Source organism: Amycolatopsis sp. PS_44_ISF1, assembly GCF_032335455.1.
Lineage (GTDB): Bacteria > Actinomycetota > Actinomycetes > Mycobacteriales > Pseudonocardiaceae > Amycolatopsis.
In genome coordinates this window covers 1,954,625-1,967,011 of sequence record NZ_JANUXO010000001.1, presented here as the reverse complement: position 1 = coordinate 1,967,011, position 12,387 = coordinate 1,954,625, and the positions used below count along the sequence as shown (strand labels likewise).

Genomic DNA, 12,387 nt, shown 5'->3' with positions numbered 1-12,387 from the left:
GGACCCCCACCCCCCACACGGTTCGCTCGATCCGAGCCCGCACCCACCTGCCCCTACGATCGCCGAACCGCGCCCACCCTTCACGGCACCGGAACCACTGCACCACCCCTACCCCGGCTCGATCACCCCGTCACCCAGCCGCTCCCGAACTTTCCGCAACGTCCGCAAGGTCACCGCCAGATCGCCAGGCGCGATACCGGACGCCACTTCGTCCGCCCAGCTCACTTGGCGCCGGCCCAGCGTCGCCAGGGCCTCGCGGGCCGTCGAGGTCAGGTGCAGCAGTGGCGCCCGGCGATCGGCCGGGTTGTCGGCGCGGCTCAGCATTCCTTTGCGCAGCAACCGGTTCACCGTCTCCTGCACGCTTTGCCGTCGCAGACCGCGGCGGCGGGCCAGGTCGGCGGCCGAGGCGGGCCCGTCCTCCAGAAAGCCGATCACCTGCCATTGCGCCGCGGTCAGCCCGACCACGTCCGCCAACGCGTCCCCGGCCGTCAGCAGCGCGCCGTTCACGATGAAGACCTCGTTGACGAGCTGGGTGAGCGTTTCGGCGCGGCCGGACCTCTGCGTCATGCGTGCTAGCCTTCCATATCGACAGGACCCTGTCGATATCGAAGGAGTGGCCGGTGAACACCCCCACCCGAGGCGAGGCACACCAAGCCCTCACCGCACTCGTCGGCGACTGGGCCGGCACCGAAGAGCTCGCCGCGTCGCCGTGGGCGCCCGCCGCCACCGCGACGGCCACCTGCCGGTACCGGTCGGCGCTCGATGGTTTCGCCGTTCTCCAGGACTACGCCCAAACACGAGAGGACGGCTCACATCTGTTGGGTCACAATGTGTTCACCGTCGATCCAGCCACCGGCGAGACTCTCTGGTACGGCTTCGACAGCTACGGTTTTCCGCCCGGCTCACCCGGCCGCGGCGGATGGGCCGAAGGCACCCCGCGCCTGGAAAAGACCACCCCGCGTGGCGTCGCCCGGCACCGCTTGACCCCGAGCAGCGAGGTACTCATCCACGAGATCGACGTGAAACTGGGCGAGGCCACCGAGTTCACCCCGTTCCTGCGCGCCCGTTACCGGCGTCAGTCCTAGCGCCACGGCCCGGGCCAAGGGTGAATGCCGTCACCTCGACCTGCGGGCGCGGGACCGACCGGAAACACTGGAGTGATGACCGAGTCCCTGATCGAAGTCAACGGCATTACGCTCTGCCACGAGACGTTCGGCGACCCCTCGGGCCGGCCGCTGCTGCTCGTCATGGGCCTGGCCGCGCCGATGATCTGGTGGGACGAGGAGTTCTGCGAGGGCCTGGCCGAGCGCGGCTTCCGCGTGATCCGCTTCGACAACCGGGACGTCGGAAGGTCCTCGCGCATGACCGGCCGCGCGAACCTGCCACAGGCGTACCTGCTGCGGTCCGCGCCCTACACGATCGCCGACCTCGCGGACGACGCCGCCGGGCTGCTCGGCGCCCTCGGCATCGAGCAAGCCCACGTGGCCGGCGCCTCGATGGGCGGCATGATCGCGCAGACCCTCGCCATCCGGCACCCCGGACGCGTGCAGTCACTGACGTCGATCATGTCCACCACCGGCAACCGCCTAGTGGGCCGGCCCAGTCTGCGTGCCGCGACGATGATGCTGGCGACGCAACCACACTCGCGCGAAGAGTACGTCGCGCTACTGCTCAAGACGTTCCGCCTGATCGGCTCGCCGGGCTACCCGTTCGACGAGCCGCGGATGCGCGAGCGCGCCGAGCGAACCTTCGACCGCGGCGTGCACCCCGGCGGGGCCATCCGCCAGCTGGCCGCCATCGTCTCCACCCCGGACCGCACCTCGGCCCTGCGCCGCCTGAACCTCCCGTCCCTGGTCATCCACGGCGCTCGCGACCCGCTGGTCCACGTCTCCGGTGGCCGCGCCACCGCCCGCGCCCTCCGCGCCGACCTGGACATCATCCCCGGCATGGGCCACGACCTCCCCCGCGAGACCTGGCCCCGGGTCACCGACGGCATCAGCCGCATCGCCGATCGGTCCGCCACCACCTGACCCACTACTGCGATCTCGACCGCCACCCGGCCTGACCCCGAGCCAACCACCGGCCAACGACGGGCGCCGGGCATCCCCACCAACTCGCGCAAGGAGCGCCACCCAACGGGCCGACCATGCGCTCTTCATCAAGCCGGGTCCCACCCGGCGACCGCTGCTCACACACCGTCTCCGGCTGGGCTACGCGGCGAACCTCACCAGTCCGACCGTCTAGGAAGCGTCACCAGGCGAGCCGGGTCGCCGCGCAGCGAGCACCAGACAAGTCGGATCGCCGCCCGGGGAGCACGAAGTGAGCCAGGCCGCCACCCAGGGAACACCACACGACGAACCGGGTCACGCCCCGGGAGCACCACACGGCGAACCGGACCGACGCCCGGGGAGCACTACGCGGCGGACCGGACTGCTCCCCGGGGAGCACCCACGGCGAGCCGGATTACCGCCCGGCGCGGCCACCCGCCAGTGTGCGTCGCCCGCCAACCCGCAGAGAGCGTCACCCACCGGGTCATCCAGGCACCACCGGCCGGGTCAACCAGACAGCGTCACCGAGCCCAGGTGCGAGAAGTGAGCCGCCATGCGAGGACCCGGGCGTAGGTCCACGGCATCGGTGAGGCCGCCGGTCGACACCAGCCAGCCGGATTCAAGGGCGAGGCCGCGGGCGCCGAGCGCGTTCGCCGCGAGGGCGAGGGCCTCAGCGGGGTGCCCCTGGACGGCGGTACCCGTCGCGGTGCCGACGATCTGGCCGTCGACCTCCAGTGAGAGGTCCGGTGAGGACGGGGGCAAGCCAATCGGGCCGAGGCTGAACGCCGCCGAGGAAGCGTTGTCCGTAACGGACGATCTCTCTCGCTGGAAAAACTCTTGCGTGCGAGAGTTTACCGGCGTACCGTTTTCCGCACAGGCTCCAGGAAGGACGTGACCCCGATGGCACCTACCGAGTCCGAAGTCGCGAAGCTCGCCGAAGACCGCGACCGGCTGCGGAGCAAGCACCTCCACCCCGTCGACCAGCGACCCGTCACTCCCGGGCGGGGCATTCACCACACCGCGTTGATCTCCAGCGACGTCGAGCGGACCATCGACTTCTACCAGGGCATTCTCGGCTTTCCCCTCACCGAGCTGTTCGAGAACCGCGACTATCCCGGGTCCAGCCACTTCTTCTTCGACGTCGGCAACGGCAACGCCCTCGCCTTCTTCGACCTGCCGGGCCTCGAACTCGGCCCGTACGCGGAGGTACTCGGCGGGCTGCACCACCTCGCGCTGTCCGTGCCGCCCGCGCGCTGGGAGGAGCTGCGCGCCCGGCTCGACGACGCCGGCGTCGCCTACCAGCTGGAAAGCAAGACTTCGATCTACTTCCCCGACCCGGACGGCGCCCGCATCGAGCTGATCTCCGACGACCTCGGAGAGATGTACGGCTCCAAGATTGGCTGAAACCACGGTCGGCGCGGTTCCCCCCACAGCCGGTAGCCCGACGGCAATTCGCCTGTTCAACCCCGAATTCCGGCCAAAAGGCGCCCGCCGCACCTTCAGAGCCGCAGCCTCGTCACGGTGGTCCGGCTCGCCCTCGGTACCTCGGGCGAGGTGTGACCGGACGGGCAGGACGTGGCTGCCCGCTCAGCCCGCAACGTCCTCACCAGCACGGACGCGTTCCTGCGGCACAACCCCTGGCCGGTGCGCTGGGTCCGCGGGCTGCGACTGTGCAACTTTGACCGTCCGCGGAATCCTCGCTGCGCCCGGAGCGTTCCACCAACATGAAACCCGAAGAGATCCTGGCGAGCGCGAAGACGATCGCGGTCGTGGGCCTCAGCCGTGACCCGGCGAAGGCGGCGCACGGGGTGCCGGCGACCCTGCAGGCCCACGGCTTCCGCATCATCCCGGTCCACCCCTCGGCGACGGAACTCCTTGGCGAGAAGGTCTACCGGTCGCTGAAGGACATCCCGGAACCGGTCGACCTGGTCGACGTCTTCCGCCCGTCTCCCGAGGCCCCCGCCATCGCTGCGGACGCCGTGGCCATCGGCGCGAAAGCCCTGTGGCTGCAGCAGGGCCTCGTCTCGGCCGAGGCCCGCCGGATCGCCAAAGACGCGGGCCTGGAGTACGTCGAGAACCGTTGCACCGCAGTGGTCCGAGCCGTCGCGGCAATCTCGAAGAACTGAACCCGCCCCCGGCGAACGTCGCGGTGAGACCTGGATTGGTGCTCAGCCGCACTCGGGCGAGGCTGGGCCGCATCGCAATCGCGCAGGGCCGCATCGCACTCGCTTGCGAATCGGGCCGCGGTCGACCCGTCCTGGATCTGTGCTCGCTCACCAGTCGGGCCGCGTCCGCTCGTGGCCGGGGCAGTTCCATGCACAAGTCCAGTCGCGCCCGATCGCAACTAGGCCGCGTCCGCCCGCAACCGCTCGCACGTCCGGACGCATTGCTCGAAGACCAGGCTAAACCACTGGTCGGCCACGCTACTTCGGCTAGGCAGTCAGACCATGTCGGCTAACGATCCGGGCCGGTGGCGCAGGGTCCGCTGGCCCGGCGAGACGCTGGTTGCTGGTCAGCTTGGGCCAGCACGCAGGTGGGCGACGTTCTGTCGCCGGTCACGGACGCCGCGGCGGCGTGCTCATGCCCACAGCCTGCACCTCTTGGCCGGCGACAGAGTCAGGTCACCAGGCGATAGCCCACCCCCCGGACCGTCTCGATGGTGTGGGTTCCGAACGGTGCGTCGATCTTGCGCCGCAAGTAGCCGACGTAGACCTCCACCACGTTCTCGTCGCCCTCGTAATGAGCGTCCCAGACGTGGCCGAGGATTTCGTTCTTGGTCAGCGCCGCGCCCTGGCGGCGCAGCAGAAATTCCAGCAGGCCGAACTCGCGCGCGGTCAGTTCGATCCGCTTCTCTCCCCTGTGGACGGTCCGGGCCGCCGGGTCGAGCCGGAGGTCACCGGCTTCGAGGACGGCGGGACGGGCCGGCGCGCCACGGCGGAGCAGCGCGCGCAGGCGGGCGACGAGCACGACGAACGAGAACGGTTTGGACAGGTAGTCGTCCGCCCCGAGGTCGAAGGCGTCGGCCTCGTCGTACTCGCCGTCCTTGGCAGTCAGCATTAGGACAGGCGTCCAGTTCTGCGCGGCGCGAAGGCGTTTCAGCACCTCGTACCCGGATAGTTCGGGCAACATGATGTCCAGCACCACGGCGTCGTAGTCGTGCTCGGTGACCGACCACAGCCCGTCCGGCCCGGTGTGCGCGACGGACACGGTGAAACCCTCCGCGAGCAGACCGCGGCGCAAGGTTTCCGCGAGTTCACGCTCGTCCTCCACGATCAACAACCGCATGGTCAGTCCTCCTCCGACAGATCGAACCGGGGCAGCTCAATGCGAAAGTGCGCACCGGGGTAACTGGGGTCGTGGACGTCGGCGTAACGCGCGCAACCGCCGTGACGGGCGGCGATGCCGGCGACGATTGGCAGCCCGAGGCCGGTGCCGCCGTGCCCGCGCTGCCGAGAGGCGTCCAAGCGGACGAAACGCTCGAAAATCCGTTCGCGATCCGCTTCGGCGATGCCAGGACCGTCGTCGCTGACTTCGACCACGACCTTGTCGTCCTGCACCGAACTGGCGACGCGGACCCGCTTGCGGGCGTGGCCGCGAGCGTTGTCCACGAGGTTGCGCACGGCCCGTCGAAGCTGCGCCTCGCTGCCGTGCACCTTCGCGGGACCGGCCCGCACCTCGATCTCGACCGGCCCTTCCGCACGCACGCGCTCGGCCTCGGCCCGGACGATGTCGTCGAGGTCGACTTCGGTTCGGGACGGGCGGTCGGTGGTGTCGTCGGTGCGGGCGAGCACCAGCAGGTCGTCGACCAGTTCGCGCAACCGCGCGGTCTCGCGGGTGATCACGGGGACCAGCTCGCCGGTGGTCTCGGGGTGCTGATGGGCGACGTCGAGCGCGGTGCTGATGGTCGAAAGCGGGGAGCGCAACTCGTGGCTGGCGTCGGCGACGAACTGGCGCTGCGCGGACTGCGCGGACGCGAGACGGCCCAGCATTCCGTTGAGGGTGACGGCGAGGCGGTGCACCTCGTCCCCGCCGGGTGGCAGCGGCACGCGCGCGGCGAGGTCGCGGGTGGAGATTTCGGCGACGGTGCGGCGCATCCGCTCGACCGGCCGCAGCGCCGAGCCGACCGCGCGGTACACCGCGAGCCCCGCGATACCCAGCAGTGGCAAGGAAATGACCGCGAGCAGCAGGGTCAGCCGGGTGGACGCCTCGGTGACGGGTTCCAGCGATCGGGCGGAGATGACCGTGAACGGGCCGCCTGGCCCCCTCACCTCCTGCGAGACGACGCGGTATTCGCTGCCGTCGCCGTTGAGCCCGAGCGGCAGGGTCTCGACGGTCTCGCGCCCCAACTCGGGCCGCGCCATCGTGAGTGGCGGCTGCCCGGTGATGGCAGGGTCGCTCGCGATGGGCTTACCGCTCGCGTCGAGCACCTGCGTGACGGCTTCGGTGTCGCCGGTGCTGGCGACGTCGCTGGAGGACAGGTCTCGCGTTCCTTCGCGGACGAGCTGGATCGCCACCTGCCGGCCCGTGCTGCGCGCGCTCTCGGTGACGCTGCGGTCGAGCGACTCCTCGAGCAGCAGCACCACCACGACGCACGCGGTCGCGATGGCGAGCGCCAACGCCATCACGGCCACCGCGGTGGTGCGCATCCGAACGCCGGTAGCGGCGAGAATCTTCACATACGCAGCGTAACTGCCCGGGCCGGCGGGATCGGCCGGATCGGCGGGCAGCGGCTCACTCATCCACATCTGGGCACCTCTGTGGACAACTCCGGCGGACGGCGGGTTTCGTCGGGGGGCGGCGATAGACTGGGTTCGGGCTGGCCCCCTGGGTCGGGCGGGACTGGGTCGGGCGGGACTGGGTCGGGCGGGACTGGGTCGGGCGGGACTGGGTCGGGCGGGACTGCGGGGTGGCGGCGCTGGGGCAGGAGGGTTCCGGGCTGAGCCGGGCGCGAGCGGAGTCGAGGCGGGTGGGGATTGCGGTGAGGGGGATGGGGGCCGCGAAAGGCTGGGTGGGATTCGTAGCCGGTCGGGGGTGAGGGGGTCGGGGGCCGCGGCAGGTGGGGGTCGGTGGGGGGTGTCGATGGCAGGACCGCGGGTGTCGGTCGGGGCGGGGCTGTCGGGGCCATCGCGAAGGTGACCATCGGGAAGTTGGCCATCGCGGAGGTGGCCGGCGCGACGGTAGCCATTGCGGAGGTGGCCGACGCGACGGTGGCCACCGGGGAGGTCGCCGACGCGAAAGTGACCATCGCGAAGGTGACCGACGCGAAGGTAGTCGCCAAGGAGGTGGCCATCGCCACGGCGGCCATCGCCACGGTGGGCACCGCACCAGCAGTGGCGGCAGCGATGGTGGTGGTCCTGGTCACGGCACCAGAGACCACCGCAGCACGGGCAGCCGCGGGGACGGCCGCCCGGGGGCTCATCGGATTCGGCGGGGTAGTGCGGCCAGGCGTTCCGAGCGCAGGAGCTCGACCTCCGGCATCGCCAAGCTCGGCAGGTCCCGTCCCAGAACCCAGGACAGCAGCAGATCCGCCAGAGCCGGGTTCCTGGCCAGGGCCGGGCCGTGCAGGTAGGTCCCCACCACGTGCCCGGTGACCGCGCCCTCGGTGCCGTCGCCGTTGCCCGTGCCGCGGACCACGCGGCCCAGCGCGACGCTGCCCGGGCCCAGAGTGCTCGTCCCCTGGTGGTTTTCGAAGCCCGTCAACGGGGTGTCGACCAGGTCGCCGATCGCCGCGAGTTCGGACACGGCTCGGCGGGGGGACGGGGCGGTGACGACGTCCAGCAGGCCCACTCCGGGATGATCGGCGCCGTCGAAGCCGCGGAAGCGGGTGCCCAGGATCTGCAGGCCCGCGCAGACGCCGAAGACCGGCGCGCCCGCGGAAGCGGCGCGGGTCAGCCCGGGGGAAGCCAGCAGGCGACGGGCGGCCAGGACCTGCGCCGAGTCCTCCCCACCGCCCAGCAGATATATGTCCAATGTAGACGGAACTTCGCTGTCCAGTGCCACGGGCACGACCTCGGCCTCGTGGCCGCGCCACTGCAGTCGCTTGCACAGCACCTGCGCGTTGCCGGAATCCCCGTAGGTGCCGAGGACCTCCGGCAGCAACAGCCCGATCCGGACGGTCGACTCAGCCACTCGGGAGCCGGTCCACCAGGTCGCGGAAGGCGGTGTAGTTCGCCACGATCTCGACCCCGCCGGGCGGCAGCGAGTCGATGGCCCGCACCGGGTCCGCCGCGGCCCAGTGCGCCACCTCGGCGTAGCACAGGCGCACCGCCAGATCCGCCGAACGCTCCCCGGCGACCACCACCTGACGGCCGCGCAGGCGTTCGAAGTGGACGTCCCACAGCCACGACATGTCCCGGCCGTCGGCCTCCTGCGCGTTGACCGCGACGACCACCGGGGTGTCCTCGTCCAGCACGCGCAACGTCTCGGCCCAGCCGGCCGGGTTCTTCGCCAGCATCAGCCGCACCGAATGGCGGGTGCGGCGCACGGTCCGGTACCGGCCGCCGATGTCGGTGATCGTGCGCAGCCGGGCCGCGGCCGTGTGCGGCGGGACGCCGACGCAGTGCGCGGCCGCCAGCGCCAGGGCCGCGTTGGCCCGGTTCGCCTCGCCGGGCAAACGCAGGTCCAGGTCGACTTCGCGACCTCCGGGCGTCGTCACCAGCTCGCCGTCCAGGACCCACGACGGTTGCGGTCGCGCGAAGCCGCACTCGCAGTTCCAGGTCGCCGCCGCGTGCGTCACCGCGCTGCCGCAGCGTGGGCACGTGGTCGCATCGCCCGACCAGCGGCGGCCCGTGCCCACCCACACCGGACGCGCGGCCGCCGACGCCGCCGACGTCACCAGCACGTCGTCACAGTTCGCGACCACCGTCGTCCGCGGCAGCGAAGCGATGGCCGCCCGCAGGTCGCGCTCGATGCCCCGGACCTCGCCGACGCGGTCGAGCTGGTCGCGGCTCAGGTTCAGCAGCACGAGCACCGCGGGCCGCACCTGCGCGGCCACCCACGGCACGTACCCCTCGTCGACCTCCAGCACCGCGTACGGCGCGTCCGGCCGCGCGGCCAGCGCCGCGACCACCCCGTCCGGCATGTTCGCGCCGTCGCTGTTCGACGCCACGTCGGCGAGGGCCTCGAGCGCGCGGGTGAGCATCAACGCCGTGGTCGTCTTGCCGTTGGTGCCGGTGACGAGCACGACCGTGCGTTCCCGGCCGAGCCGGTGCAGCACGTCCGGATCGAGCTTCAACGTGACCCGCCCGCCGATCACCCCGCCCTGGCCGAGGCCGGCGGCGCGGGAGAGCCGGGCGGTGAGCCGTCCGGTGGCGATGGACATGCGGGTGCGCAACTGGGTGGGGGACATCGGGGCCGAACCCTGACCCGCGGGTGTTGTGATTTCGCTGAGAGCGTGACCCCGGTCTCAGTTATCATTTGCCAGCCTTCCTAACGATCGGAGGTTGAACCATTCAGGGCAACTCCCGGTGCAGAGCACAGGACATACGTGAAAGATCTTCCGCATATACATCCGAGGTGTTACCGTCCAACCCCGTTTAGCGGAAACACCTACCGCTGACCGGGAAACCGAGCCGGGTGGAGGCCGACGTGGACACGGAGCGCGGGCTGGAGCAGAGCGGCACCCTGGAGCGCGGCCTCGCGGTGCTCGAGCACGTCGGGCAGCACCAGGAGATCTCCACCAACGCGATCGCCCGGCAGCTGGGGCTCTCCCGCAGCGCCGCGTACCGCATCGTCGGCACCCTGAAGAAGCTCGAATACCTCGAAGCCGACAGCATCACCGGGCGCGTACGGCTCGGCACCCGGCTGGTCGAGCTGGGCGCTCGCGCGATGGCCGCGACCGACCTGCACCGCTGCGCCCCGCGCTACCTCGCTTCGCTGGCCGAGCGGTCCGGTGAGACGACCTACCTCGCGGTGCCGGACAACGACGCGATGGTCTACGTGGCCACCGAACGCAGCGCCAACGCCGTCACGCTCGCCTGCCGGCTGGGCACCCGGCGCCCGCAGCACGCGACCTCGCTGGGCAAGGCCTGGCTCGCCGCGCTGCCCGAGCCGGACCGGCTGGAGCGCATCCGCCGGATGAAGCTGGACAGCCTGACCTTCAAGACCATCGTCGATCCCGTCCGGCTGCTGGACGACCTCGCGAAGGCGAACCGCCGCGGCTGGGCGATCGACGACGTGGAGAACGAACCCGACGTCGGCTGCGTCGCCGCCGCCGTGCGCGACCACTCCGGCCGCCCGATCGCCGCGATCAGCGTCGCGGGCCCGGCCCAGCGGGTGCTGCGACGCGTCGACGAGCTCGGCGCGACCGTCGCCGGCACCGCCGCGGCGCTGTCGCTGCGGCTCGGTTACGTCCGCACCCGGTAGCCCCTTTTCGTTGCCGGAGCGGCAAATGAGCTGATTCGAGACCTTCACGCCGGTGACCCGCGCTCGGTTCATGCTCCCCTGACGCGCTCCAGGAAAGCCAGCGCGCGCTCGGTGAGCAGCGCGGCCGCGGCCCCGTCGTAGTCGGGCAGGCTGCGGTCGGCGAACAGGTGCCGGTCGCCGGGGTAGAGGAAGAGCTCGGCGTCCGCGACCTCGGCCCGCAGGGCGCGGGCCGCTTCGAGGTCGCCCCCGTCGACGAAGAGCTCGTCCGCGTCCATGCCGTGGACCTGCACCGGCACGCCGGACGGCCAGGGCCCGCCGAACTCCTCGACCGGGACGCAGGCGTGGAACAGCAGCGCGCCCGCCGCGCCGGGACGGGTCTGGGCCAGCTCTTGGGCGGGCATCGCGCCGAGTGAGAACCCGGCGTAGACCAGCTCGCCCGGCAATGGCGAGACGGCCTGCTTCCCGCGTTCGCGGACCGTGCCGAACCCGGTCTCCTGCGCGTACGCCAGCCCTTCGTCGAAGGTTTCGAAGACGTGGCCCTCGTAGAGGTCCGGGGTGTGCACCGTGTGGCCGGACTTCTCCAGCGTCGCGGCGAAATCGCGGACGCCCGGGGTCAGCCCGTGCAGGTGGTGGAACAGCACGACTTCGGCCATCTTCTTCTCCCGGTTCTCAGCAGGTGGCGGCGCGGTCCAGCAGCAGGGTGCGTTCGCGGGTGTTGCCGGTGAGCCCGGCGGCGCGTTCGAACTCCGCGCGGGCCTCGGCCGGGCGGCCCAGCTTCACCAGCAGATCCCCGCGGACGCTGGGCAGCAGGTGGTAGGTCTTCAACGCGGGTTCGTCGAGCAGCCGGTCGACCAGTTCGAGGCCCGCCGCGGGACCGGCCGCCATGGACACGGCGACGGCCCGGTTCAGCTCGATCACCGGCGACGGCGTGATCCGGGCCAGGCCCTCGTACAGCGCGGCGATCCGGGTCCAGTCCGTCGCCTCCGGGGTCCGGGCGCGCGCGTGGCAGGCGGCGATCTCGGCCTGCGCCGAGTACGGGCCGTAGGCGCCGCCGGCCAGTTCCTCCGAACGGGACAGCGCGGCCAGGCCCCGGCGGATGAGCAACTGGTCCCAGCGGCCGCGGTCCTGCTCCAGCAGCAGCACCGGCTCGCCGTTCGGCCCGGTGCGCGCGGCCGAGCGCGAAGCCTGGATCTCCAGCAGCGCGACGAGCCCGTGCACCTCCGGCTCGGCCGGCATCAGCCCGGCCAGCACCCGGCCGAGGCGCAGCGCGTCCTCGCACAGCGCGGGGCGCATCCAGTCCTCGCCGCGAGTGGCGGAATAACCCTCGTTGAAGACCAGGTAGATCACTTCCAGCACCGAGGAGAGCCGCGCGACGCGCTCCTCGCCCACCGGCACCTCGAACGGGACCTTCGCCTCGGCCAGCGCCTTCTTCGCCCGCACGATCCGCTGCGCGATCGTCGACTCCTTGACCAGGAACGCGCGCGCGATCTCGTCCGTGGTCAGCCCGCCGAGCATCCGGAGGGTCAAAGCCACCCGGGCCGGGGTGGACAGCACCGGGTGACAGGCCGTGAAGACCAGGCGCAGGAGGTCGTCCTCGATGTGCTCTTCGTCGAGGACCGCGTCGAAGTCCGGCAGCACGCCTTCGCCGACGCGCTGTTCGCGGCCCAGCTCGTCGAGCTTGCGGCCGAAGTTCTCGGCGCGCCGGAAGTGGTCGATCGCGCGCCGCTTCGCCGTGGTCGTCAGCCAGGCGGCGGGGTTGCGCGGCACGCCGGCCTCCGGCCACTGCTCCAGGGCGGCGACCAGTGCGTCCTGCGCCAGCTCCTCGGCGAGCCCGACGTCGCGCACCATCCGCGCGAGCCCGGCGATCACCCGCGCGGACTCGATCCGCCACACCGCCTCGACGACGCCGCGCGTCCCCTGTCGTTCCACCGGCCCATCACACCGGGTGGCCCGCCCGGGGGCAACCCTCGGGCGG

At 71.5% G+C, this 12,387-nt stretch carries 12 protein-coding genes and 1 pseudogene; 5 read left to right on the top strand and 8 right to left on the bottom strand.

Going from position 1 to position 12,387, the window contains the following annotated elements:
* Positions 1 to 108: 108 nt before the first annotated feature.
* Positions 109 to 567 carry a MarR family transcriptional regulator gene (locus tag NYF13_RS08965; protein ID WP_315655555.1) on the bottom strand — a complete coding sequence of 153 codons (459 nt, stop codon included), beginning with the start codon at positions 565 to 567 and terminating at the stop codon, positions 109 to 111.
* 53 nt (positions 568 to 620) lie between these two features.
* Between NYF13_RS08965 and NYF13_RS08960 the strand changes: the two genes are divergently transcribed.
* Positions 621 to 1,085: a DUF1579 family protein gene (locus tag NYF13_RS08960; RefSeq protein WP_315655553.1), complete on the top strand. Its 465-nt coding sequence runs from the start codon at positions 621 to 623 to the stop codon at positions 1,083 to 1,085.
* Between the two features lie 75 nt (positions 1,086 to 1,160).
* Positions 1,161 to 2,030 carry an alpha/beta hydrolase gene (locus NYF13_RS08955; protein WP_315655552.1) on the top strand — a complete coding sequence of 290 codons (870 nt, stop codon included), beginning with the start codon at positions 1,161 to 1,163 and terminating at the stop codon, positions 2,028 to 2,030.
* Positions 2,031 to 2,555: 525 nt separating this feature from the next.
* Here NYF13_RS08955 and NYF13_RS08950 read toward each other — a convergent pair.
* Positions 2,556 to 2,858: pseudogene (locus tag NYF13_RS08950) on the bottom strand (4-oxalocrotonate decarboxylase); the annotation flags it as partial.
* A gap of 90 nt (positions 2,859 to 2,948) precedes the next feature.
* On the opposite strand from NYF13_RS08950, the gene NYF13_RS08945 reads away from it, so the two are divergent.
* On the top strand, positions 2,949 to 3,452 hold the full coding sequence (locus NYF13_RS08945; RefSeq protein WP_315655551.1) for a VOC family protein: 504 nt from the start codon (positions 2,949 to 2,951) through the stop codon (positions 3,450 to 3,452).
* A 320-nt stretch (positions 3,453 to 3,772) separates the two neighbouring features.
* A complete protein-coding gene (locus NYF13_RS08940) occupies positions 3,773 to 4,174 on the top strand; it encodes a CoA-binding protein (protein ID WP_315655550.1) in 402 nt (133 codons plus the stop codon).
* A gap of 490 nt (positions 4,175 to 4,664) precedes the next feature.
* Here NYF13_RS08940 and NYF13_RS08935 read toward each other — a convergent pair whose 3' ends face one another.
* The 4 genes from NYF13_RS08935 to NYF13_RS08920 all read right to left on the bottom strand — a co-directional run bounded on the left by NYF13_RS08935 (position 4,665) and on the right by NYF13_RS08920 (position 9,396).
* The gene (locus NYF13_RS08935) at positions 4,665 to 5,333 is read right to left on the bottom strand and encodes a response regulator transcription factor (RefSeq protein ID WP_315655549.1); all 669 of its coding nucleotides are present in this window, start codon (positions 5,331 to 5,333) and stop codon (positions 4,665 to 4,667) included.
* A 2-nt stretch (positions 5,334 to 5,335) separates the two neighbouring features.
* The gene (locus tag NYF13_RS08930; protein WP_315655548.1) at positions 5,336 to 6,787 is read right to left on the bottom strand and encodes an ATP-binding protein; all 1,452 of its coding nucleotides are present in this window, start codon (positions 6,785 to 6,787) and stop codon (positions 5,336 to 5,338) included.
* Positions 6,788 to 7,463: 676 nt separating this feature from the next.
* Positions 7,464 to 8,177 (bottom strand): glutamine amidotransferase-related protein, encoded by a 714-nt coding sequence (locus NYF13_RS08925; RefSeq protein ID WP_315655547.1) that lies wholly within the window; start codon positions 8,175 to 8,177, stop codon positions 7,464 to 7,466.
* Positions 8,170 to 9,396, bottom strand: coding sequence for a MurT ligase domain-containing protein (locus NYF13_RS08920; RefSeq protein WP_315655546.1), 1,227 nt, complete (start codon positions 9,394 to 9,396; stop codon positions 8,170 to 8,172). The genes NYF13_RS08925 and NYF13_RS08920 overlap by 8 nt, the downstream gene beginning before the upstream one ends.
* A 239-nt stretch (positions 9,397 to 9,635) precedes the next feature.
* Between NYF13_RS08920 and NYF13_RS08915 the strand changes: the two genes are divergently transcribed.
* Complete coding sequence (locus tag NYF13_RS08915) at positions 9,636 to 10,412, top strand: IclR family transcriptional regulator (RefSeq protein WP_315655544.1); 777 nt, start codon at positions 9,636 to 9,638, stop codon at positions 10,410 to 10,412.
* 68 nt (positions 10,413 to 10,480) lie between these two features.
* Here the strand turns inward: NYF13_RS08915 and NYF13_RS08910 are convergent, their stop codons facing one another.
* A complete protein-coding gene (locus tag NYF13_RS08910) occupies positions 10,481 to 11,065 on the bottom strand; it encodes a dienelactone hydrolase family protein (protein ID WP_315655543.1) in 585 nt (194 codons plus the stop codon).
* A gap of 16 nt (positions 11,066 to 11,081) precedes the next feature.
* Complete coding sequence (locus NYF13_RS08905; protein ID WP_315655542.1) at positions 11,082 to 12,341, bottom strand: RNA polymerase sigma factor; 1,260 nt, start codon at positions 12,339 to 12,341, stop codon at positions 11,082 to 11,084.
* Between the last annotated feature and the right edge of the window lie 46 nt (positions 12,342 to 12,387).

Excerpts from the sequence above, each read along its gene's own strand:
- NYF13_RS08955 (WP_315655552.1), top strand. The coding sequence starts at position 1,161 with ATGACCGAGTCCCTGATCGAAGTCAACGGCATTACGCTCTGCCACGAG.
- NYF13_RS08945 (WP_315655551.1), top strand. The coding sequence starts at position 2,949 with ATGGCACCTACCGAGTCCGAAGTCGCGAAGCTCGCCGAAGACCGCGAC.
- NYF13_RS08910 (WP_315655543.1), bottom strand. The coding sequence starts at position 11,065 with ATGGCCGAAGTCGTGCTGTTCCACCACCTGCACGGGCTGACCCCGGGC.
- NYF13_RS08930 (WP_315655548.1), bottom strand. The coding sequence starts at position 6,787 with ATGAGTGAGCCGCTGCCCGCCGATCCGGCCGATCCCGCCGGCCCGGGC.
- NYF13_RS08920 (WP_315655546.1), bottom strand. The coding sequence starts at position 9,396 with ATGTCCCCCACCCAGTTGCGCACCCGCATGTCCATCGCCACCGGACGG.
- NYF13_RS08940 (WP_315655550.1), top strand. The coding sequence starts at position 3,773 with ATGAAACCCGAAGAGATCCTGGCGAGCGCGAAGACGATCGCGGTCGTG.
- NYF13_RS08935 (WP_315655549.1), bottom strand. The coding sequence starts at position 5,333 with ATGCGGTTGTTGATCGTGGAGGACGAGCGTGAACTCGCGGAAACCTTG.
- NYF13_RS08965 (WP_315655555.1), bottom strand. The coding sequence starts at position 567 with ATGACGCAGAGGTCCGGCCGCGCCGAAACGCTCACCCAGCTCGTCAAC.